This is a genomic window from Pseudomonas sp. S2_E02 (assembly GCF_054668355.1).
On the sequence record NZ_CP162761.1, the window covers coordinates 1,886,045 to 1,907,793 of the forward strand.

Annotated in this window: 17 protein-coding genes and 1 pseudogene; 12 read left to right on the forward strand and 6 right to left on the reverse strand. The window is 60.9% G+C overall.

The window, feature by feature from the left end; translation table 11 throughout:
* Positions 1-165 precede the first annotated feature (165 nt).
* From AB4O01_RS08340 to paoC, 4 genes and pseudogenes are all read left to right on the forward strand, one after another.
* A pseudogene (locus AB4O01_RS08340) lies at positions 166-1,919 on the forward strand (L-lactate permease).
* 289 nt (positions 1,920-2,208) lie between these two features.
* Entirely contained in the window at positions 2,209-2,832 is a 624-nt protein-coding gene (paoA, locus tag AB4O01_RS08345; protein ID WP_093440843.1) for an aldehyde dehydrogenase iron-sulfur subunit PaoA, read from the forward strand.
* On the forward strand, positions 2,829-3,785 hold the full coding sequence (locus AB4O01_RS08350; RefSeq protein ID WP_460091311.1) for an FAD binding domain-containing protein: 957 nt from the start codon (positions 2,829-2,831) through the stop codon (positions 3,783-3,785). The genes paoA and AB4O01_RS08350 overlap by 4 nt, the downstream gene beginning before the upstream one ends.
* Positions 3,782-5,980: an aldehyde oxidoreductase molybdenum-binding subunit PaoC gene (gene paoC / locus AB4O01_RS08355; protein WP_460091313.1), complete on the forward strand. Its 2,199-nt coding sequence runs from the start codon at positions 3,782-3,784 to the stop codon at positions 5,978-5,980. The genes AB4O01_RS08350 and paoC overlap by 4 nt, the downstream gene beginning before the upstream one ends.
* A 249-nt stretch (positions 5,981-6,229) precedes the next feature.
* Here paoC and AB4O01_RS08360 read toward each other — a convergent pair whose 3' ends face one another.
* A complete protein-coding gene (locus tag AB4O01_RS08360) occupies positions 6,230-6,706 on the reverse strand; it encodes a (R)-mandelonitrile lyase (RefSeq protein WP_460091315.1) in 477 nt (158 codons plus the stop codon).
* 97 nt (positions 6,707-6,803) lie between these two features.
* Between AB4O01_RS08360 and AB4O01_RS08365 the strand changes: the two genes are divergently transcribed.
* Positions 6,804-7,697: a LysR family transcriptional regulator gene (locus AB4O01_RS08365; protein WP_460091317.1), complete on the forward strand. Its 894-nt coding sequence runs from the start codon at positions 6,804-6,806 to the stop codon at positions 7,695-7,697.
* Between the two features lie 19 nt (positions 7,698-7,716).
* Here AB4O01_RS08365 and AB4O01_RS08370 read toward each other — a convergent pair whose 3' ends face one another.
* Positions 7,717-8,664, reverse strand: coding sequence for an aldo/keto reductase (locus AB4O01_RS08370; RefSeq protein WP_257355446.1), 948 nt, complete (start codon positions 8,662-8,664; stop codon positions 7,717-7,719).
* Positions 8,665-8,776: 112 nt separating this feature from the next.
* On the opposite strand from AB4O01_RS08370, the gene AB4O01_RS08375 reads away from it, so the two are divergent.
* Both AB4O01_RS08375 and AB4O01_RS08380 read left to right on the forward strand, forming a co-directional pair.
* Positions 8,777-9,547, forward strand: a complete 771-nt coding sequence (locus AB4O01_RS08375; protein ID WP_460091319.1) for an alpha/beta hydrolase — start codon at positions 8,777-8,779, stop codon at positions 9,545-9,547.
* 274 nt (positions 9,548-9,821) lie between these two features.
* On the forward strand, positions 9,822-10,688 hold the full coding sequence (locus tag AB4O01_RS08380) for a CAP domain-containing protein (protein WP_460091321.1): 867 nt from the start codon (positions 9,822-9,824) through the stop codon (positions 10,686-10,688).
* Here AB4O01_RS08380 and AB4O01_RS08385 read toward each other — a convergent pair.
* From AB4O01_RS08385 to AB4O01_RS08395, 3 genes are all read right to left on the reverse strand, one after another.
* Positions 10,658-11,599 (reverse strand): DHH family phosphoesterase, encoded by a 942-nt coding sequence (locus tag AB4O01_RS08385; protein WP_460091322.1) that lies wholly within the window; start codon positions 11,597-11,599, stop codon positions 10,658-10,660. The two genes, AB4O01_RS08380 and AB4O01_RS08385, sit on opposite strands and share 31 nt — an antisense overlap.
* Positions 11,600-11,700: 101 nt before the next feature.
* A complete protein-coding gene (locus AB4O01_RS08390) occupies positions 11,701-12,984 on the reverse strand; it encodes a Zn-dependent hydrolase (protein ID WP_093440879.1) in 1,284 nt (427 codons plus the stop codon).
* A 144-nt stretch (positions 12,985-13,128) separates the two neighbouring features.
* Positions 13,129-14,613 (reverse strand): NCS1 family nucleobase:cation symporter-1, encoded by a 1,485-nt coding sequence (locus tag AB4O01_RS08395; RefSeq protein ID WP_099756568.1) that lies wholly within the window; start codon positions 14,611-14,613, stop codon positions 13,129-13,131.
* Between the two features lie 625 nt (positions 14,614-15,238).
* Between AB4O01_RS08395 and hydA the strand changes: the two genes are divergently transcribed.
* The 3 genes from hydA (at position 15,239) to preA (ending at position 19,479) form a co-directional block, all read left to right on the forward strand.
* Positions 15,239-16,678, forward strand: coding sequence for a dihydropyrimidinase (gene hydA, locus AB4O01_RS08400; protein ID WP_460091323.1), 1,440 nt, complete (start codon positions 15,239-15,241; stop codon positions 16,676-16,678).
* Positions 16,679-16,836: 158 nt separating this feature from the next.
* Positions 16,837-18,204, forward strand: a complete 1,368-nt coding sequence (locus AB4O01_RS08405; RefSeq protein ID WP_099756570.1) for an NAD(P)-dependent oxidoreductase — start codon at positions 16,837-16,839, stop codon at positions 18,202-18,204.
* Positions 18,205-19,479 (forward strand): NAD-dependent dihydropyrimidine dehydrogenase subunit PreA, encoded by a 1,275-nt coding sequence (preA, locus tag AB4O01_RS08410; RefSeq protein WP_093440896.1) that lies wholly within the window; start codon positions 18,205-18,207, stop codon positions 19,477-19,479.
* 250 nt (positions 19,480-19,729) lie between these two features.
* On the opposite strand, the gene AB4O01_RS08415 is transcribed toward preA, so the two are convergent.
* Entirely contained in the window at positions 19,730-20,350 is a 621-nt protein-coding gene (locus AB4O01_RS08415; RefSeq protein ID WP_007919317.1) for a TetR/AcrR family transcriptional regulator, read from the reverse strand.
* Between the two features lie 139 nt (positions 20,351-20,489).
* Here AB4O01_RS08415 and copC point away from each other — a divergent pair, with 139 nt between their 5' ends.
* Together copC and copD are read left to right on the forward strand one after the other, a co-directional pair.
* Complete coding sequence (gene copC / locus AB4O01_RS08420; protein ID WP_460091326.1) at positions 20,490-20,852, forward strand: copper homeostasis periplasmic binding protein CopC; 363 nt, start codon at positions 20,490-20,492, stop codon at positions 20,850-20,852.
* 3 nt (positions 20,853-20,855) lie between these two features.
* Positions 20,856-21,713 carry a copper homeostasis membrane protein CopD gene (gene copD / locus AB4O01_RS08425; protein WP_460091328.1) on the forward strand — a complete coding sequence of 286 codons (858 nt, stop codon included), beginning with the start codon at positions 20,856-20,858 and terminating at the stop codon, positions 21,711-21,713.
* Positions 21,714-21,749: the final 36 nt, after the last annotated feature.

Here is a 21,749-nt window from a genome sequence, read left to right on the forward strand (position 1 = left end):
CCGCAGATACGACCGGGCAAAACGCCGTTGATTCACTGGCCACTATCGACCGTTTGTCGCCCCGCCCGCGCTGCCCGAGCAGCGGCGAAATGCCACCTATACTCCTTGCAACCAAGCCCCACGCAATGGATCTGCGCCCTCAATAACAACAAGCAGAGGTGGACCATGGTCTGGCAGCAAATTTACGACCCGTTCGGCAACCCGGTGATCTCCACGCTCATGGCCGCCGTACCGGTGGTGGTGATGCTTGCGGCGCTGGCGTTCTTCCACGTCAAGGCGCATCTCGCGGCGCTGCTGGCGCTGGCGTCCGCCCTGCTGATTTCGATTTTTGCCTTCGGCATGCCGGCGAGCATGGCCGGTTCTGCGGCGTTGTTCGGTGCGGCGAATGGCTTGCTGCCAATCGGCTGGATCGTCCTCAACATCATCTTTCTGCACCGTCTGACCACCGAGAACGGCTCGTTCAAAGTGCTGCAGGATTCCCTCGCGCGGATCACCGATGACCGCCGTTTGCAGTTGCTGCTGATCGCGTTCTGTTTCGGTGCGTTTTTTGAAGGTGCGGCGGGTTTCGGCACGCCGGTAGCGGTGACCGGGGCGATTCTGATCGGGCTGGGGTTTTCGCCGTTGGCCGCGTCGGGTCTGGCGCTGATCGCCAACACCGCGCCGGTGGCATTCGGCGCACTCGGTACGCCAATCATCACGCTGGCCAAAGTTACCGGGCTGGATGAAATGGAGCTGTCGATGATGGTCGGTCGGCAGTTGCCGTTTTTCTCGGTGCTGGTGCCGTTCTGGTTGATCTGGGCCTTCGCCGGGTGGCGCAAGATGCTGGAGATCTGGCCGGCGATTCTGGTGGCCGGCGTCAGCTTCGCGATCCCGCAATTTCTCGTGTCGAACTACCACGGCCCAATGTTGGTGGACGTGATCGCCGCGCTGATTTCCATGGCCTGTCTGACGCTGTTTTTGAAGGTGTGGAAACCGGCGACCATTCACACCTCGGCAGCGCTGTCAGGGCGCGTCGACAACTCCAAAGTCGAGGAAGAAAAAGTCACTGCCAGCGCCGCGTTCAGCGATCAGGCGCGCCCGGCGGTGATGCGCGCGTGGATGCCGTGGATCATCCTCACCGTGTTCGTGTTTGCCTGGGGCACTCAGGGCTTCAAGAATATGTTCGATGTCCGGCCGGCGATCGATCCGGTCACCCACTCGGCCAAACTCGACCCGACTGGCAAGCCGTTGAACGAGGCTAATCCGATCTTCGCCCCAGCCGTGACTTTCACCACCCTGCACCTGCAAGTGCAAAAGTCCCGCCGGTGGTACCGGCCCCGAAAGCCGAGGAAGCGGTGTACAAATTCACCTGGTTCACCGCCACCGGCAGCGGGATTCTGCTGGCGGCGATTGTCGGTGGTTTGCTGATGGGCTATTCGATCCCGCAACTGATCAAGCAATACCTGCGCACGTTGTGGGTGGTGCGGTTTTCGTTGATCACCATTGCGGCGATGCTGGCGCTCGGGTTTCTCACGCGCTACTCGGGACTCGACGCGACCATGGGCCTGGCGTTTGCCGCGACGGGGATTTTCTACCCGATGTTCGGCACGTTGCTCGGTTGGCTGGGCGTTGCGCTGACCGGTTCAGATACCGCCTCGAACGTACTGTTTGGCGGCTTGCAGCGGGTGACGTCGGAACAGCTCGGGATCAGTCCGATCCTGATGGCGGCGGCGAACAGCTCCGGCGGGGTGATGGGCAAAATGGTCGATGCGCAATCGATCGTGGTCGCCTCCACCGCGACCCGCTGGTACGGGCATGAAGGCGAGATTCTGCGCTATGTGTTCTTCCACTCGATTGTGTTGGCAATTCTTGTCGGCGGACTGGTGACGTTGCAGGCGTATGTGGCGCCGTTTACGCATATGGTGGTTGGCTCGCATTAGCCAGGTAGACCCCATTCCCCTGTGGGAGCGAGCTTGCTCGCGAAGGCGTCCGTTCAGTCGATGAAGAGGTTGAATGTGCCGGCCTCTTCGCGAGCAAGCTCGCTCCCACAGGGATTTGTGCCAAGTCAGGCGATTGATGAACCACACGCATAACTCTATAGCGCAAATCCGCAAAAACCTTTTCCTCTCTTCGGCAGTCACTCCTTTACGAGACCGGCGATGACGCTGGCTGCCCGCTTGGGCCATCCACGACCCTGCTGCCCTGATGAAGAGAGAAAGGAATCGAACCATGACGATTTCCCGACGCGGATTTCTGATCCTCGGCGCCGTGACCGCCACCGCGTTCGCGATGCCGCCATTTATCAGCCTCAAGGCCTACGCGGCCAATCTGGAGCAACCGGCTATGAGCAAAGTGACGATCAACGTCAACGGCAAGCCGCGTGCGCTTGACGTCGACACCCGTACCACCCTGCTCGATGCCTTGCGCGAGCACTTGCACCTGAGCGGCACCAAAAAAGGCTGCGACCACGGCCAGTGCGGGGCATGCACGGTGATCGCCGATGGTCGACGCATCAACTCTTGCCTGACCCTGGCGGTGATGCACGAAGGCAGCGAGATCACCACCATCGAAGGCCTCGGCATGCCCGACAATCTGCACCCGATGCAGGCCGCATTCATCAAGCACGACGGCTATCAGTGCGGCTATTGCACACCGGGGCAGATCTGCTCGGCGGTGTCAGTGATCAAGGAAATCCGCGACGGCATCCCCAGCCACGTCAGTGAGAGCCTCACCGAGGCGCCGCAGTTGATCGCCAGAGAGTTTCAGGAACGCATGAGCGGCAATATCTGCCGCTGCGGTGCGTACTCGAACATCATCGAAGCCATCACCGAAGTCGCGGAGGTACCGGCATGAGACCGTTCAATTACAGCCGCGCCGACTCCCCCGCCGCTGCCGCTGCGCAAGCCGCACAGGTCGAGGGCGCACGCTTCATCGCTGGCGGCACCAACCTGCTGGATTTGATGAAGCTCGACATCGAAACCCCGCTGCACCTGATCGACGTCAACCACCTCGGCCTGGATCAGATCGAAGCCACGCCCGAGGGCGGCTTGCGCATCGGCGCGCTGGTGCGCAACACCGATCTGGCGGCCGATATGCGCGTGCGGCAAGACTACGCCCTGCTCTCGCGCGCCTTGCTCGCCGGGGCTTCCGGACAGTTGCGCAACATGGCGAGCACCGCCGGCAACCTGCTGCAACGCACGCGCTGCCCGTACTTCTACGACACCCATCAGGCCTGCAACAAACGCAATCCCGGTAGCGGTTGCGCGGCGATTGGCGGGGTCAGTCGGCAACTGGGCATCATCGGCGTCAGCGACGCGTGCATCGCCACGCACCCGAGTGACATGGCAATTGCCATGCGTGCCCTCGATGCGCAGATTGACACGGTGAAACCCGACGGCAGCACCCGCAGCATCGCCATGGCCGACTTTCACCAGTTGCCCGGTACTACGCCGAACATCGAAACCAGCCTGACGCCCGGCGAGTTCATCACCTCGGTGACACTGCCCGCGCCCGTCGGCGGCATCCACATTTATCACAAGGTGCGTGATCGTTCGTCCTACGCATTCGCGCTGGTCTCGGTTGGTCTGATCCTGCAAAAGGACGGCAGTGGCCGCGTTGCGGTCGGCGGTATCGCGCCGAAACCGTGGCGGGTTGAAGCGGCCGAAGCGCTGCTGCCAAAAGGCGCCAAAGCCGTCAGCGAACGCCTGCTCGACGGCGCCACGCCGACCCACGACAACCAGTTCAAACTGACCCTGGTCGAGCGCACGCTCGGTTCGGTGTTGGCGCAAGCGAGGGATCAAGCATGAAATTCGACACGCCCGCCACCACCAACCCGATCGACCAGTTGAAGGTCATCGGCCAACCCACCGAGCGCATCGAAGGCCCGTTGAAAACCTGCGGGCAGGCCACGTATGCCTACGAGCAACATGAAGCGGCCGCCAATCAGGCTTACGGTGTCATGGTCGATGCGGCCATCGCCAAAGGGCGGATCAAAGCCATTCATCTGGACGCGGCGAAAGCCGCGCCGGGCGTGCTGGCGATTGTCACCGCCGCCAATGCCGGCAAGCTCGACAAGGGTCAATACAACGCCGCCCACCTGCTCGCCGGTCCCGAAGTGCAGCATTATCAGCAGGCCGTCGCGCTGGTCGTCGCTGAGACATTCGAGCAGGCCCGCGCCGCCGCGCAACGGGTCAAGGTCGATTACGAAGCCGTCGAAGGCAAGTTCGATCTGGCCAGCGTGAAAGACTTGGGCGTCGAGCCGAAAGACGAGTTGCCCGACGTCAATCATGGTGATTTCGACAAGGCCTTTGCCGCCGCGCCGGTGCAGTTTGATCAGACTTACACCACACCGGATCAGTCCCACGCGATGATGGAACCGCACGCGACATTGGCAGCGTGGAAAGGCGATCAACTGACGTTGTGGACCTCCAATCAGATGGTCGCGTGGAGTGTCGGCGACATTGCGAAAACCCTCGGCCTACCGAAGGAAAAAGTTCGTTTGGTCTCGCCGTATATCGGTGGCGGTTTCGGCGGCAAGCTGTTCATCCGCGCCGACGCGATTCTTGCCGCCCTCGGTGCGCGCATGGCTGGCCGACCGGTGAAGGTGGCCCTCGCCCGCCCGCAGATGGCCAACAACACCACGCACCGTCCGGCGACAATTCAGCGCATCCGCATGGGCGCCACGGCGGACGGCAAGCTCACCGCCATCGCTCACGAAGGCTGGTCGGGCAACCTCGCCGACGGCAAGGTCGAGCTCGCCGCACAACCGAGCCAGTTGCTGTACGCCGCCGAAAACCGTCGCGTGAGCATGCGCCTCGCGCCGCTCGATTTGCCCGAAGGCAACGCCATGCGTGCGCCGGGTGAAGCACCGGGGTTGATGGTGCTGGAAATCGCCATGGACGAGATGGCCGAGCAACTGAAGATGGACCCGGTGCAATTCCGCATTCTCAACGATACGCAGGTCGATCCGGTGAAGACCGAACGGCCGTTTTCCCAGCGGCAATTGATCAAGTGCCTGCAGACCGGGGCCGAGAAATTCGGCTGGAACCAGCGCAAGGCTCAACCGGGTAGCCGTCGAGAAGGTCGCTGGCTGATCGGCATGGGCGTGGCGGCGGCGTTTCGCAACAACCTGCTGGTCAAGTCCGGCGCCCGCGTGCATTTGGAGCGTGACGGCAAGATTGTTGTGGAAACCGACATGACCGATATCGGCACCGGCAGCTATACGATCATCGCGCAGACTGCCGCCGAGATGATGGGCGTTGGCCTCGACGCAGTGGTAGTGCGGCTGGGTGACTCGAACTTCCCTGTGTCGGCCGGCTCCGGCGGCCAGTTCGGCGGTAACTGCTCGACCTCCGGCGTCTATGCCGCATGCGTAAAACTGCGCGAAGCGGTGGCGAGCAAACTGGGGCTGGCGTCGGACCAGGCCGAATTCATCGACGGTCAGGTGCGCGTCGGCAACAAGAGCGTGCCATTGCGCAATGCGGCTGAAGGCGGCGCGCTGGTCGGCGAGGACAGCATCGAGTTCGGTGATCTGGCCGAGAAGTATCAGCAGTCGACCTTCGGTGCACATTTCGTCGAAGTCGCCGTCGACGCGGCCACCGGTGAAGTACGCGTGCGGCGCATGTTGGCGGTATGCGCGGCGGGACGGATTCTCAATCCGACTTCGGCACGCAGTCAGGTGATCGGCGCAATGACCATGGGCGTCGGTGCGGCGTTGATGGAAGAGTTGGCGGTGGACAAGAAACTTGGGTTTTTCGTCAACCATGATCTGGCCGGGTACGAGGTGCCGGTGCATGCCGACATTCCGCATCAGGAGGTGATTTTTCTTGATGAGACTGATCCAGTGTCTTCGCCGATGAAGGCCAAGGGTGTCGGTGAGTTGGGGATTTGCGGGGTCAGTGCGGCGGTGGCGAATGCGATCTACAACGCCACCGGAGCGCGGGTGCGGGAGTATCCGATTACCCTCGATAAAATCCTTTCTTCACTGCCGGAGATGATCTAAACGCCTGAAAAGAGCCCCTCACCCTAGCCCTCTCCCAAAGGGAGAGGGGACCGATCCGGGGATATTCGGGAGCTGCACCGACTTGAACGTCCTGTTGTGAATCCATAATTGACACAGCACTTTCAGATCGATGGATAGCGTTTTCCCGTAAATCCATAATCGTCTCGGTCTCTCAGGTCGATGTATGACGCCAGACACCTCGGTCGGCCCCCTCTCCCTTCGGGAGAGGGCTGGGGTGAGGGAAAAGCCTCACTCGGTTGACGGATATTGCTCATCACTCACCTGCTCCATCCAATCCGCGACTTTGCCATCGAGCACCTCAGCAATAGCAATATGAGTCATCGCCGTACCGGGCGCCGCACCGTGCCAATGCTTGGCCCCTGGCGCAATCCACACCGTATCCCCTGGACGAATCTCACGAACCGGCTGCCCCCACTCCTGCACAAACCCGGAACCGGCCGTGACGATCAATGTCTGCCCCAACGGATGCGTATGCCACGCGGTACGCGCGCCCGGCTCAAACGTCACTGTCGCGCCACTGATCCGCGCCGCGTCGGAGCCTTTGAACGGCGCATCCACCCGCACAGTGCCAGTGAACCACTCTGCCGGGCCCTTGGCCGAAGGTTGCGAACCATTCGGTGTGACAGTCACTCGTGGGATTTCATTGGCTTGCACCTCACCCGCCAACAGGGAAAGGGTCAACGCAGAAGCGGCGATCGGGTTCATGGCAATGTCTCCAAATAAACAGTGCCACTACTCTAACGGCACCAACTCTTCAGATAATCGACTAGAATTCGAAAAAACTTATGCAGGACCCTCATCAATGCTGCGTGAAAATGCCACCGACCTGCTCGCCTTCCTCGCCGTCGCCCGCGAGCGCAGTTTCACCAAAGCGGCGGCCAAACTCGGCGTTTCGCAATCGGCGCTCAGTCACACGATTCGCGCGCTTGAAGCGCGTTTAGGCCTGCGCTTGCTGACCCGCACGACTCGCAGCGTCTCGCCCACCGAAGCCGGCGAACACCTCCTGCAAACCATCGGCCCGCGCTTCGAAGAAATCGAACTGGAACTGGCGGCGCTGAGCAACCTACGCGATACCCCGGCGGGGAAGATCCGCATCAGCGCCACCGATCACTCGCTGAACTGGTTGCTGCGCCCGGTGCTCAAGGATTTTCTGCCGCAGTACCCGGACATATCCATCGAGGTCTGCTGCGATTATGGTTTCGTCGACATCGCCGGCCAGGGTTTCGACGCTGGCGTGCGCCTGGGCGAAGACGTCGCGCAAGGCATGATCGCCACCCGCATCGGCCCCGACATGCGCATGGCGGTGGTCGGTTCACCCGCCTATTTCGCCAAACGCCCCCCGCCGCAAACACCCCGCGACCTGACTGACCACGCCTGCAACAACCTGCGCCTGCCCACCAACGGCGGGTTGTACAGTTGGGAGTTCGAGAAGGATGGCGAAAGCCTGAAAGTGCGGGTCTCCGGGCAGATCACTCTGAACGGCGTCTACCCGTTGCTCGACGCTGCGCTGGACGGTTTTGGCCTGAGCTACATCCCGGAGAACATCGTCGCGCCGTATCTGGCCGACGGCCGTTTACTGCAAGTGCTGGACGAGTGGTGCCCGACGTTTGCCGGTTACCACCTCTACTACCCGAGCCGACGCCAGGCGGCGCCGGCGTTTGCATTGTTGCTGGAGGCGTTGCGCTATCGCGGTTAAGCGCCGTCTACGAGATCGATTATCCCGCTGCTAACGCAATCAACTGATGCCGTTGCGCATCGGTGAGCATCGGCCCGAACCCGGCCTTGGCGTTATCGGCCATATAGCGCGGATTGCCCGTGCCCGGGATCACGCAAGTCACCGCCGAATGCGAGAGCAGAAACTTCAACGCCAATTGTGCCCAGCTGTTGACCTGCACATCCGACACCCAGCCCGGCAGCGGTTTGCCTTTGAGCCGGGCCAGCAGTCCCCCGCCACCGAACGGTCGATTACAGATCACCGCGACGCCGCGCTCGCGGCACAAAGGCAAAATACGTTTCTCCACGCCTCGGTCATCGAGGGCGTAATTGATTTGCAGAAAGTCCAGTTGTTCGGCCTTCAACACCGATTCGACTTCCTCATAGGCCGAGGGCGTGTAATGGGTGATGCCGATGTAACGGATGCGCCCCTGCGCTTTCCATTCACGCAGGGTCGGCAGGTGGGTTTGCCAGTCGAGCAGGTTGTGGATCTGCATCAGGTCGATGCGCTCGGTGCGTAGCAGGCTGAACGACTGTTCCATCTGCGCGATGCCTTCCTTGCGCCCGCGCGTCCACACCTTGGTCGCCAGAAACGCCGGCGAACGCGGTTCGTGGATCGATAGCAGTTCGCCGGTGGTCTGTTCGGCGCGGCCATACATCGGTGAACTGTCGATCAGCGTGCCGCCCTTTTTGAACAGCTCATCGAGCACCGCCGGCAATTGCCGATAGGCCGGGTCACCGGGCGCGACGTCAAAGCCGCGATAGGTGCCCAGGCCCACGATGGGCAGCGACTCGGCACTGGACGGGATGGCACGGGTCTGCATGGTTTGGCCTCCGGTGGTCGTGGACGTGGTGGTTGTGGCCAGCGCCCGATCAAAGGTGAAGACCGCCGAAACCCCGGCAGCCAGCGTGAGCAATCGGCGACGGGAGTAACCCTCAGTGTGGCTCATGCTGGTTCCCCTGCTGCGTGGATCTGTTGCCTGTTGTGTGTGCGAGCGGCCCGGTGGCAGGGCTGAACTACACTGCGACAGCGATCCTTCACACACCGTTAAAAGTAGCCGAATGTCCCGAACCCTGATGCCACTCGTCGCATTGATCGTTGCCGTGTACCTGGTGCTGTGCGCGGCGCTGTTCTTTTTTCAGCGCTCGCTGATCTATTTTCCGCAGCCCAATGCCGTCAGCGGCAGCGACTCACAACTGATCCTGTCGATGCCGGACGCGCGGGTTTCAGTGATCACCCGCGAGCGTGTCGGGCCACGGGCGCTGATCTATTTCGGCGGCAATGCCGAGGACGTGTCGCGCAATCTGCCGGAGTTTGCCGAGGCGTTTCCCGATTACGCAGTGTATTTGCTCAACTACCGCGGTTTCGGTGGCAGCGGCGGTTCACCGTCGGAGGCGGCGATTGCTGAGGATGCGCTGGCGCTGTTCGATCAGGTCTACGCCAGTCATCCGCAGGTGGCCGTGGTCGGGCGCAGCCTCGGTTCCGGCGTCGCCGTGCGTCTGGCCAGTCAACGGCCGGTGCAACAGCTGATTCTGGTGACGCCTTACAACAGCCTCGAAGAAATCGCGGCGCGCCAGTATCCGTGGGTGCCGGTGCAGTGGTTGCTCAAGGACCGATTTGAATCCGGCAAGTACGCCGCGCATATCCGCGTGCCGACGTTGTTGCTCGCGGCCAGTGATGACGAGGTGATTCCGCGCGCCAGCACCCAGCGTTTGCTGGAGAATTTCCCGCAAGGCGTGGCGGTGCTCCGGGTGGTGCCGGATTCGGGGCATAACTCGATCTCGGATCGTGCGCAGTATTTGCAGTGGATGAAGGATGTGTTGAATCGGTGATAGTGGTCTGCCTGTGTCTTTTGTATTGTTTTCAGTGACGCCATCGCGAGCAGGCTCACTCCTACAGGGGAACGCATTCCAAATGTAGGAGTGAGCCTGCTCGCGATAGCGTCATCCGGCGCAACATAGCGCTCTGTTTGATTCCACTGTTCGTCGCTTCGCCGTAAAGCCTTCACCGCCCCTTGAACCAAGTCGAAAAAGCCCAGTCCTACTCGCGCCGCTTTCTGCGGCTCACTCAACTTTTGCGCTGTCCCTCTTCAGAGCTGCCCGTCTCATGCGCCACGCCGTTCGTTCGTCTCGCTTCGTTTCGCTGTGCCTGCTGATCCTTTCGCCGCTGTTCGCTGCAACCGCCCATGCCGGTGCCGAGCGGCAACTGGTGGCCGCCATCAATGACTATCGCGCCCATCCGCAACGCTGCGATCGACGCCCGGCAAAGCGCCTGGCGCCGTTGGCGCTGAAGTCGAACCTGGCCTTGCCGATCGGGTATCGCTACGCCGGCGGCATGCGTGAAGCGCTGAAGTCGTCCGGCTACTCCGCCGTTGCGGTACGCAGTATTCGCGTGATCGGGGCCGAGGACGCCGAAGAGGCCTTCGACTTGCTGCAAGACGAACACTGCGCCGCGCTGCTGGATGCGAGCTACGCCGACATCGGCATCAGTCGCTCACGCAATGAATGGCAAGTGGTGTTGGCGCAACCGGTGCTCGACAGCCGCGTTGGCGATAACCGCAGCGTCGGCAAGGCCTTGCTCGCTGAGGTAAACGCCGCGCGCGCCCGGCCACGGATGTGCGGACGCCAGCGCTTCGCCGCCGCCCGGCCGTTGAGTTGGAACGCAGCACTGGGCGCCGCCGCGCAGGGGCACAGCAAAGCCATGGCTTACGGCAACTACTTCGCCCACCGCGATCCGGACGGCGACCTGCCTGCCGATCGCGCCCGTGCAGCCGGCTATCGCGGTCGGCAAATCGGTGAAAACATCGCCGCCGGACAGAGTTCACCGGGCAAAGCCATGGCCGGATGGCTGGCCAGCCCTGGGCACTGCGCCAACCTGATGAATCCGATGTTTACTCAGGTCGGCGCCGGGTTTGCCAGTGAGGCGCGCAGTGATGAAGGCGTTTACTGGACGATGGTGTTTGGTGCGCAGTGACTGCCAGCGTCCAGTGCCAATTTCAACAGTTCCTTGCGCAGCATTGAGGGTGCGCGCACGGCCAATCCGCCCTGCCAGTCGAGTGGCAACAAGCGATTGAGCTTTTGCTGGCTGACCTCGGCTGGCGCCAGAAAGCAGCTTTCGCGGTCGCGGATACTGATCACATTCAGCAGCCAGTCATCGCCCTGCTCTGCCATCCAGCGCCTGATCAGCGGCAGGTGTTTTTGCAGCAAGGCATCGGCATCCCAAACAGTCATTTGCGCGAAAAAGCATGGCAGGTTGCTCTCGGGTTTCATCCGTTTCGAGTCGGCTGCCAATGCAGCGGCAAGGTTCGATTCGATGCTGGCCTGGCACTCGAGAAAATATTGCCGAGGCCAGTCTGCCGGCAGTTTTGCCCGTGAAGCGAGGTCGACGTAAGCCTCGATGTCCGCTGGCGTGGTCATCTGCCCGGTGAAATTCTGCGTGTTGTCGAGAATCGCGGTGACCAGCAAAGCGGCACTTTGCACGCTTATCTGCGGCAGCACACCGGCCGCCTGCCAGCGCTGAAAAACCTGAGTTGCTGCGGCGCCGATCGGGCGGATATCGGCAGCAGACCCAAGCTTCTGCTGCCAATAGTTTTCGTAGCCTGGATGATGGTCGATGACCTCCACCACCCGTTCAAGCACCACCAACGGGTCGAAATGGTGATAGTCCGAGACATCGACCAAGACAAACTCATCGTCCGATGTCGGCTGGTAGTCGTGAAACGCCGCGCCCCAGCCGAGCACGCTTGGCGAAACGCTGGCGTTGGCAGGTGCGCTGCTGACGGCGCGGGCGGGAATGCCTTGCAGGTTGAGCAATTCGGCATAGGCAATGGAGCAGGCGTAGGCGTCAATGTCCAGATAGGACGCGCCGGAGGTGATGATTTTCATGGGCCGGCAACATCGCACAGGTTTGTGACGTTTGGGTGACAGGAAAAGATCGCAGCCTCGTTACACTCGACAGCTGCTGCAAGGCTGCGATCTTTTCATCTTCAAGCCGCCCGCTGCCCTCCCGCGACCATCGCCGAAGCCGCCAGCATCGCCCGCAATAACACCGCACACCCCGCCGCCAGATCATCCGGCGCGGCGTTCTCGATTTCGTTGTGGCTGATGCCGCCTTCGCACGGCACGAAGATCATTCCGGCCGGGCCGAGTTCGGCGAGGAAAATCGCGTCATGTCCGGCGCCACTGACGATGTCCATATTCGACAAACCCAGCCCTTTCGCTGCGCCGCGCACCGCTTCCACGCAGCCCTTTTCGAAGTACAGCGGCGGGAAGTCCGCTGTCGGCGTCAGTTCATAAGTCAGACCGTGTTCTTCACAGGTGGCTTCGATGACTTGTTTAACCTCGGCAATCATCGAGTCGAGGCGCGCCGGTTCCAGGTGACGGAAATCGAGGGTCATGCGCACTTCGCCGGGAATGACGTTGCGCGAGCCGGGATAGGCTTGCAGGCAACCGACGGTGCCACAGGCATGGGGTTGATGGCCGAGGGCGGCGCGGTTGACCGCACCGACGATCACCGAGGCGCCGACCAGCGCGTCTTTACGCAGGTGCATCGGCGTTGGACCGGCATGGGCTTCGACGCCGCGCAGCTTGAGGTCGAACCACTTCTGCCCCAACGCGCCGAGCACGACGCCGATGGTTTTCTGTTCGTCTTCGAGGATCGGGCCTTGTTCGATGTGCGCCTCGAAATAGGCGCCGACCTTATGCCCGCTGACTTTACGCGCACCGGCATAGCCAATGGCGTTCAGCGCTTCACCGACGGTGACGCCATCGGCATCGACTTTGGCGAGGGTTTCTTCGAGGGTGAATTTCTCGGCGAACACCCCGGAGCCCATCATGCACGGGGCGAAGCGCGAGCCTTCTTCGTTGGTCCAGACCACCACTTCCAGCGGCGCTTCAGTTTCGACGCCGAGGTCGTTGAGCGTGCGCAGGACTTCGACGCCGGCGAGTACGCCGAAGCAGCCGTCGAACTTGCCGCCAGTCGGTTGGGTGTCGATGTGGCTGCCGGTCATCACTGGCGGCAGGTCGGGATTGCGTCCTGGGCGACGGGCGAAAATGTTGCCGACGGCATCGACCGTGACGCTGCATCCGGCGTCCTTGCACCATTGCACAAACAGGTCGCGGGCCTGGCGGTCGAGATCGGTCAGGGCCAGGCGACAGACCCCGCCCTTGACCGTCGCGCCGAGTTTGGCCAGTTCCATGAGCGAGGCCCACAGGCGGTCGCGGTTGATGTGCTGATGGCTCGATTGCAGAACGTCTACGGCTGCGTTCATGGGGATCTCCTCAGGCTGCTTTTCTTATGAGTTTCTTCAGATAAATCTCTGCCGTAAGTCAGGCCGCCTTCGCGAGCAAGCTCGCTCCCACATTTGGAATGCGTTCACATGTGGGAGCGAGCTTGCTCGCGAAGAGGGCTGCATTCACACCGCAGATTTCACTACTGACGGACTAGCACGCATCACGCACAACCCGTAATAAATAATCCCGCCCAGCGCCGAACCGGTGAACCAGCCATAGCTGTAAAACCAGCTGAACGCATCGCTGCCCAGCGACATCACGGTCAACACCACCGGTACGCCAAAGGCAACAAAACCGGCCCAGTTCCACGCTGGATAGACGTCGTCGCGGTACAACCCGGCGAGGTCCAATTGCTGTTTCTTGATCAGGAAATAGTCCACCACCATGATCCCGGCGATCGGTCCGAGCAGGCTCGAATAACCGAGCAGCCAATTGGAATAGACACTTTCCAGACTGACCTCGGAAACGATCCAGCCGAGTTTTTTCAGCAGTTCATGCCCCATCAGCAACAGCCCGACCAACCCGGTCAGCAACACCGCTTTGGTGCGGTTGATCACCTTGGGCGCGATGTTCTGAAAGTCGTTGGTTGGCGAAACGATGTTCGCGGCAGTGTTGGTCGATAGCGTGGCGATGATGATCAGTGCCATCGCCACCGCGACCCATACCGGACTTTGGATATGGCCGATCAGCGTGACCGGATCAGAGACAGTCACACCGACCAGTTTCACCGACGCGGCAGTCATCACCACACCCAGCGCAGCGAACAGGAACATGGTCAGCGGCAGGCCGATGATCTGCCCGAGAATCTGATCCTTTTGGCTCTTGGCGTAACGGCTGAAGTCGGGAATGTTCAGCGATAATGTCGCCCAGAAGCCGACCATCGCCGTCAGTCCGGCGGCGAAGTAGCCGTAGACGCTGGCACCTTCGGGGCGTTTGGCCGGGATCGCCATCAACTCTGTCATCGACACATTGGGCATCGCCCACACCAGCAGACCGATGCCGACCGCCACCAGCAACGGCGCCGACAAGGTTTCCAGCCACTTGATCGACTCAGCGCCGCGAATCACCACCCACAGGTTCAGCGCCCAGAACACCATGAAGCCAATCACCTCCCCCGTGCCGCCGAGGGATTTCCAGCCCTCGAACACCGAGCCGAGAAACAGGTGAATCGCCAACCCGCCAAACATCGTCTGAATGCCGAACCAGCCACACGCCACCAACGCACGAATCAGACACGGCACGTTGGAACCGAGAATGCCGAACGACGAGCGCAGCAACACCGGAAACGGAATGCCGTATTTGGTGCCGGGGAAAGCGTTAAGTGTCAGCGGAATCAGCACGATGATGTTGGCGAACAGAATCGCCAGCAGCGCTTCACCGACGGTCAGGCCAAAGTAGGCGGTGAGCACGCCGCCGAGGGTGTAGGTCGGCACGCAGATCGACATGCCGACCCACAGCGCGGTGATGTGCCATTTGTTCCAGGTTCGTTCATGCACCTTGGTCGGTGCCATATCGTGGTTGTAACGGGGACTGTCGAGGACGTCGCTGCCGGCTTCGAGCTCAAACAAGCCGTCGCGCTCGGTCACTTGCGATCTGATCTGTTGCATGGCCGCTCCACTGTTCTTCTGATTATTTTTTGCTCATCAGGCGGCTGGCACACGCGGGTGCGAGCCGGACGATGGCCGGAGGAACTGACAACTTTCGTGCACCGGCCAAGGTGTCAGCGGCGGCATCAATAAACGTGCCGGGTGCCCCGCTTACGCATCGGGCCGAGGGTCAAACGCTTTGCAACTTTCTGATATTCATCAGTTTTAATTATTCACCGGGTGAGTTCACGGAAACTTGTCTGGGCGCTCAGGCTAAACACTTGGCAAGTTGTCCGAACAGACAGGACTCAAACTGGTGCACTGCATTTATTTTCATCGTGAGCGAGCAGCCGCAGCTCAACTTCAAGCGGCTGATTTCACATAGGAAATCTTGCTCATATTTCCATCCTGTCAAGTGCGTCAAAATGGTGAACAGCCTCACCATTTTGGTGATTTACGTTTTTTATCGTTATTTTTCATACACTTAAAACAGTCATAAGCTTATAAAAAATAATCTTGCTCTATTGCAAATCTGCGACTAGTTTCTATTCCTGACAGCGCTGACAGGAATACGCCCTGCATCGCCGTACATCAATAAAACATCTAGAACCGGCACAAGTCGGTCAATGCCTGCGAGGAACTCGGAATGTCTCTGTTGATCCGTGGCGCCACCGTTGTTACCCATGATGAAAGTTATCGCGCCGACGTCTATTGCGCCGACGGTGTGATCAAAGCCATCGGTGAAAACCTTGATATTCCCGCCGGCGCCGAAGTGCTCGACGGCAGTGGTCAATACCTGATGCCTGGCGGCATCGATCCGCACACGCACATGCAACTACCGTTCATGGGCACCGTGGCCAGCGAAGATTTCTATAGCGGCACGGCGGCCGGTCTGGCCGGCGGCACCACGTCGATCATCGACTTTGTAATTCCCAATCCGCAGCAGTCGCTGATGGAAGCCTTTCATCAGTGGCGCGGCTGGGCGGAAAAGTCGGCTTCCGACTATGGCTTCCACGTCGCAATCACCTGGTGGAGCGAGCAGGTGCGTGAGGAAATGGCCGAGCTGGTCAGCCATCACGGGATCAACAGTTTCAAGCACTTCATGGCTTACAAGAACGCAATCATGGCCGCCGACGACACGCTGGTGGCGAGTTTCGAGCGCTGCCTGGAACTCGGCGCGGTGCCGACCGTGCACGCGGAAAACGGCGAGCTGGTTTATCACTTGCAACGCAAGTTGATGGCGCAGGGCATCACCGGGCCGGAGGCGCATCCGCTGTCGCGGCCGTCGCAGGTTGAAGGTGAAGCGGCGAGCCGGGCGATTCGTATTGCTGAAACCATCGGCACGCCGTTGTATCTGGTGCACGTTTCGACCAAGGAAGCCCTCGACGAAATCACTTATGCGCGCAGCAAGGGCCAACCGGTGTACGGCGAAGTGCTGGCCGGGCATTTGTTGCTCGACGACAGCGTCTATCAACACCCGGACTGGCAGACCGCTGCGGGTTACGTGATGAGCCCGCCGTTCCGTCCGCGCGGCCATCAGGAGGCGCTGTGGCACGGACTACAAAACGGCAATCTGCACACCACCGCGACTGACCACTGCTGCTTCTGCGCCGAGCAAAAAGCCGCTGGCCGTGATGACTTCAGCAAGATCCCCAACGGTACGGCGGGTATCGAAGATCGCATGGCGGTGCTGTGGGACGAAGGCGTCAACAGTGGTCGTTTGTCGATGCAGGATTTCGTCGCTCTCACCTCCACCAACACCGCAAAGATCTTCAATCTTTATCCGCGCAAAGGTGCGATTCGCGTCGGCGCCGATGCCGATCTGGTGCTGTGGGATCCGCAAGGCACCCGGACCATTTCCGCCAAGACCCACCATCAGCAGGTGGACTTCAACATCTTCGAAGGCAAGACCGTGCGCGGCGTGCCGAGCCATACCGTCAGCCAGGGCCGGGTGGTCTGGGCCGACGGAGACCTGCGCGCCGAGCGTGGCGCCGGGCGGTATATCGAACGGCCGGCGTATCCGGCGGTGTTTGATTTGCTGAGCAAGCGGGCTGAGCTGCACCGGCCCACTGCTGTGAAACGCTGAAATCCAGGCCTTCGGCCTTCGCGAGCAAGCTCGCTCCCACAGGGGAATGCATTCCAAATGTGGGAGCGAGCTTGCTCGCGAAGAGGCCATCCCGAACGCCACAAAAACCACTGCCCGACAGAGGCAGAGAACCTCAAATAACCGTGAGGCACAAAACCGTGATCGAGACCCTGAACCATCTCCCCCACCCGCACGAAAGCGCGGCCGCCCTCGCCGGGCATTTCACCGATCTGGCGCCGCCGCTCAATGACCGGCAGGCGCATCTGGAAGCCTCGCGCTGCCTATATTGCTACGACGCGCCGTGCGTCAATGCGTGCCCCAGCGAGATCGACATCCCGTCGTTCATCCGCAACATTCATCAGGACAACGTCCCCGGTGCGGCGCAGAAAATCCTCTCGGCGAACATCCTTGGCGGCAGTTGCGCGCGGGTCTGTCCGACCGAAATCCTCTGTCAGCAAGCCTGCGTGCGCAACAACGCTCAGGAATGCGCGCCGGTACTGATTGGCCTGCTGCAACGCTACGCCGTGGACAACGCGCACTTCAGCGAACATCCGTTCCAGCGCGCCGCAGCGACCGGCAAACGCATCGCCGTGGTCGGTGCCGGGCCGGCCGGTTTGTCCTGTGCGCATCGCAGCGCCATGCACGGCCATGACGTGGTGATTTTCGAAGCTCGGGAAAAGGCTGGCGGCCTCAATGAATACGGAATCGCCAAGTACAAACTGGTCGACGACTACGCGCAGAAGGAACTGGATTTCCTTCTGCAGATCGGCGGCATCGAGATCCGTCACGGGCAGAAACTCGGCGAGAATCTGACCCTCAGCGAACTGCATCAGCAGTTCGATGCGGTGTTCCTCGGCCTCGGCCTCAGCGCCAGCAAGCAACTCGGCCTGCCCCACGAAGATGCCCCGGGCCTGCTCGCTGCCACCGACTACATTCGCGAATTGCGCCAGGCCGATGACCTCACGCAATTGCCATTGGCCGAACGCTGCATCGTCCTTGGCGCCGGTAACACCGCGATCGACATGGCCGTGCAAATGGCTCGCCTCGGGGCTCGCGACGTCAATCTGGTGTATCGCCGGGGCGCTGCCGACATGGGCGCCACCGGCCATGAGCAAGACATCGCCAAAGCCAATCAGGTGCGCCTGCTGACCTGGGCACAACCGGAAGAGGTGCTGCTCGACGCTCAGGGCCAAGTGCGCGGCATGCGTTTCGCCCGCACCGATCTGGTCGACGGTCGCCTGCAAACCACCGGCGAGACCTTCGAGCTGGCCGCCGACGCAATCTTCAAAGCCATCGGTCAGGCCTTCGACGGCAGCGCCCTCGCCGACCCGTTGGCCCGTGAACTCAAGCGTCAGGGCGAACGCATCTACGTTGATGAAAACCTGCGCACCAGCATCCCCGGCGTGTATGCCGGCGGCGACTGCACCAGCCTCGATCAGGACCTCACCGTGCAAGCCGTGCAGCACGGCAAACGCGCCGCCGAGGCGATCAATGCTCAACTGATGCTTAACGTGGAGGCTGCGTAAATGGCCGATCTGTCGATTGTCTTCGCTGGCATCAAAGCGCCGAATCCGTTCTGGCTGGCCTCTGCGCCACCGACCGACAAAGCTTACAACGTGGTCCGCGCCTTCGAAGCGGGCTGGGGTGGCGTGGTCTGGAAAACCCTCGGAGAGGATCCGGCGGCGGTCAACGTGTCGTCGCGTTACTCCGCGCATTACGGCAACAACCGTGAAGTGCTGGGCATTAACAATATCGAGTTGATCACCGACCGTTCGCTGGAGATCAACCTGCGCGAAATCACTCAGGTGAAGAAGGACTGGCCGGATCGCGCGCTGATCGTTTCGCTGATGGTGCCGTGCGTCGAAGAGTCGTGGAAACACATCCTGCCGCTGGTGGAAGCCACCGGCGCTGACGGTATCGAGCTGAATTTCGGCTGCCCGCACGGCATGCCCGAGCGTGGCATGGGCGCGGCGGTCGGTCAGGTGCCGGAGTACGTCGAACAGGTCACGCGCTGGTGCAAAACCTATTGCTCGCTGCCGGTGATCGTCAAACTGACGCCGAACATCACCGACATCCGCGTCGCCGCCCGCGCCGCCCATCGCGGCGGTGCCGATGCAGTGTCGCTGATCAATACGATCAACTCGATCACCAGCGTCGACCTGGAACACATGGTCGCCCTGCCCACCGTCGGCAGCAAAAGCACCCACGGCGGCTATTGCGGCTCGGCAGTGAAGCCGATTGCGCTGAACATGGTTGCCGAAATCGCCCGCGACCCGCAGACCCAGGGCTTGCCGATCTGCGGGATTGGCGGCATCGGCAGTTGGCGCGATGCGGCAGAATTCATGGCGCTGGGCAGCGGCGCGGTGCAGGTGTGCACGGCGGCGATGTTGCATGGGTTCCGCATTGTCGAGGAGATGAAGGATGGGTTGTCGCGGTGGATGGACAGTCAGGGTTACGCCAGCATCGCCGAGTTTTCCGGGCGCGCGGTGGGCAACACCACGGACTGGAAGTACCTCGACATCAACTATCAGGTGATCGCGAAGATTGATCAGGATGCGTGCATTGGGTGCGGGCGTTGCCACATTGCTTGCGAGGACACTTCACACCAGGCGATCAGCAGTCTGAAGCAGGCGGACGGTACGCATAAATATGAAGTGATTGATGAGGAGTGTGTGGGCTGCAATCTGTGTCAGATCACGTGTCCGGTGGCGGACTGTATCGAGATGGTGCCGATGGAGACTGGGAAGCCGTTTCTGGACTGGAATCATGATCCGCGCAATCCGTATCACGTTGCGGTCTAGATCGCCGACTGATCCAACAGCCCCCTCACCCTAACCCTCTCCCAAAGGGAGAGGGGACTGATTGGGGGATGCTTCAGAAATCCACCGACCTGAACGATTTGCTTTGAATCCATAGTCGAAACAGCCACAGGCTCGGACGGCTTTGAATCCACAATCGACGCGGTTTTTCAGGTCGATGTACTTCGAGAGACACCTCGGTCAGCCCCCTCTCCCTCCGGGAGAGGGCTGGGGTGAGGGTTGGCTTTTGCTTTTAGGGTTCCAACCCGATCCCACGCAATATCACACTCGTCACCGTCTGCACCGCCCGTTCAAACTGCATGTCCGACAACGGCTGATGCTCATTCAGAATATTCACCTGATGATCAAAGTCAGCATAGTGCTGCGTCGACGCCCAGATCATGTACAGCAAACTCGACGGCTCCACCGGCAGAATCCGCTTGTCCTCGACCCACTGACGAATCTTCGCTTCCTTCATCTTCGCCCAGTCATACAGGCTGACATCCAGCGCCTCGCCCAACGTTGGCGCGCCGTGGATGATTTCGTTGGCCCAGACTTTCGAGCCGTACGGTCGGCTGCGCGAGTGGTTCATCTTGGCGCGGATGTAGCTGCTCAGCACCACGCGCGGATCGTCGAACATCTCAAAGCACAGCGCATCCTGTTTCCATACTTCCAGCAGATCGAACAGCACCGCGCTGTACAGCTCGCTCTTGGTGCTGAAGTAATAATGCAGATTGGAACGCGGCAGCTGCACCTCAGCCGCGATGTCGGCCATGGCCGTGCCGCCGAAGCCTTTTTCGGCGAAGACTTTTTCCGCCGCGAGGAGAATTTTCTCGACGTTGTTGCGACGAATCTCGATCTTGTGATTGCCCATAAGGGCTCCCTGACAACAGCGTTGCCCAAGACTAGCATCCGCTCTGGTCTGCGGGCGACCGCTGCAAACAAAACTTCGTACTGGTGTGAGCGGATGGCTAAACTGACGCTTCTTCGATCCTGCCTCAGAGGTATCCGCGATGCTGTTCAAGAACGTCCTGACCACCACTGCCCTGCTCGCTTCGCTGTTCGCGGCATCTGCCGTATTTGCCCACGCCCACTTGAAAAGCCAGACCCCGGCGGCCGACAGCACCGTCGCTGCTCCCGCCGATTTGCGCTTGACCTTTTCCGAAGGTGTCGAGGCCAGTTTCACCAAAGTCACCTTGACTCGCGATGGCGCACCGGTCGCGGTCAAACCGCTGACCACCGAGGGCGACAAGAAAACCCTGATCGTTACCCCTGCAGCTCCTTTGAGCGCCGGCGAGTACAAAGTCGAATGGCACGCAGTGTCGGTCGACACGCACAAAAGCGAAGGCGCCTACCAGTTCAAGGTGAGTCAGTAATTCATGGGTGAAGCGCTGGTGCTGTGCCGCTTTGTGCATTTCATCGTGGTGTTGATGCTGTTTGGGGCTTGGTTGTTCAGGCCGTTGCTGCTCAAGGATGAAGCGCCGCAAGTGGATCGGCACCTGGCGCGACTGGCGCGTTGGCTGGCGACTGTGGCACTGCTCAGCGGGATTGCCTGGGCGCTGTTGATCACCGCGAGCATGGCCGGTTCGGCAGCGGCGGCGTTTGACCCGGACACGGTTGCGCTGGTGCTGGGCAATACGTTTTTTGGTCAGGTATGGCGCTGGCATTTGCTGATCAATGCCGCGCTGTTGGCGCTGTTGTTCACGCCTTGGCATTCAAGCATGCCGTTGCGACTGGGCTTGAGCGCCTTGCTGCTGGCGACTCTCGCTCCGGTCGGACACGGCGCCATGCTCGACGGGTTGAGTGGGCAATTGCTGATTCTCAACCAGATCGTGCATCTGACCTGCGTGGCGGCGTGGCTGGGTGGTTTGTTGTTGCTGGTGATGATTCTGCGTCAGCCGACGGAACCGATGCGTGAAGTGTTGCGGCGTTTCAGCGGTGTCGGTTATGCGCTGGTCGCGGGGCTGCTGCTGACGGGATTGATCAATGTGCGCGTGCTGACCGGCCAGTGGTGGCCGACGCCGTTGTTCAGCGGGTTTGCGTTGATTCTGTTGATCAAGGCGCTGATCGTGCTGGGGATGCTTGGGTTGGCGCTGTTCAATCGTTTGCGGATTGATGATTGCGAGCAGCGGATGGGCACGCTCAAGCGCAGTGTGCTGCTGGAGTGGTTGCTCGGCATTGGCGCGGTTGCGGCGGTCTCGCTGCTCGGCACCCTACCCCCGATGATCACAGGATAAACACCGTTCAACTGTGGGAGCGAGCTTGCTCGCGAA

Bases quoted from the DNA above. Each gene is read 5' to 3' on its own strand.
- paoA (WP_093440843.1), top strand. From the start codon at position 2,209: ATGACGATTTCCCGACGCGGATTTCTGATCCTCGGCGCCGTGACCGCC.
- AB4O01_RS08350 (WP_460091311.1), top strand. From the start codon at position 2,829: ATGAGACCGTTCAATTACAGCCGCGCCGACTCCCCCGCCGCTGCCGCT.
- paoC (WP_460091313.1), top strand. From the start codon at position 3,782: ATGAAATTCGACACGCCCGCCACCACCAACCCGATCGACCAGTTGAAG.
- AB4O01_RS08360 (WP_460091315.1), bottom strand. From the start codon at position 6,706: ATGAACCCGATCGCCGCTTCTGCGTTGACCCTTTCCCTGTTGGCGGGT.
- AB4O01_RS08365 (WP_460091317.1), top strand. From the start codon at position 6,804: ATGCTGCGTGAAAATGCCACCGACCTGCTCGCCTTCCTCGCCGTCGCC.
- AB4O01_RS08370 (WP_257355446.1), bottom strand. From the start codon at position 8,664: ATGAGCCACACTGAGGGTTACTCCCGTCGCCGATTGCTCACGCTGGCT.
- AB4O01_RS08375 (WP_460091319.1), top strand. From the start codon at position 8,777: ATGTCCCGAACCCTGATGCCACTCGTCGCATTGATCGTTGCCGTGTAC.
- AB4O01_RS08380 (WP_460091321.1), top strand. From the start codon at position 9,822: ATGCGCCACGCCGTTCGTTCGTCTCGCTTCGTTTCGCTGTGCCTGCTG.
- AB4O01_RS08385 (WP_460091322.1), bottom strand. From the start codon at position 11,599: ATGAAAATCATCACCTCCGGCGCGTCCTATCTGGACATTGACGCCTAC.
- AB4O01_RS08390 (WP_093440879.1), bottom strand. From the start codon at position 12,984: ATGAACGCAGCCGTAGACGTTCTGCAATCGAGCCATCAGCACATCAAC.
- AB4O01_RS08395 (WP_099756568.1), bottom strand. From the start codon at position 14,613: ATGCAACAGATCAGATCGCAAGTGACCGAGCGCGACGGCTTGTTTGAG.
- hydA (WP_460091323.1), top strand. From the start codon at position 15,239: ATGTCTCTGTTGATCCGTGGCGCCACCGTTGTTACCCATGATGAAAGT.
- preA (WP_093440896.1), top strand. From the start codon at position 18,205: ATGGCCGATCTGTCGATTGTCTTCGCTGGCATCAAAGCGCCGAATCCG.
- AB4O01_RS08415 (WP_007919317.1), bottom strand. From the start codon at position 20,350: ATGGGCAATCACAAGATCGAGATTCGTCGCAACAACGTCGAGAAAATT.
- copC (WP_460091326.1), top strand. From the start codon at position 20,490: ATGCTGTTCAAGAACGTCCTGACCACCACTGCCCTGCTCGCTTCGCTG.
- copD (WP_460091328.1), top strand. From the start codon at position 20,856: ATGGGTGAAGCGCTGGTGCTGTGCCGCTTTGTGCATTTCATCGTGGTG.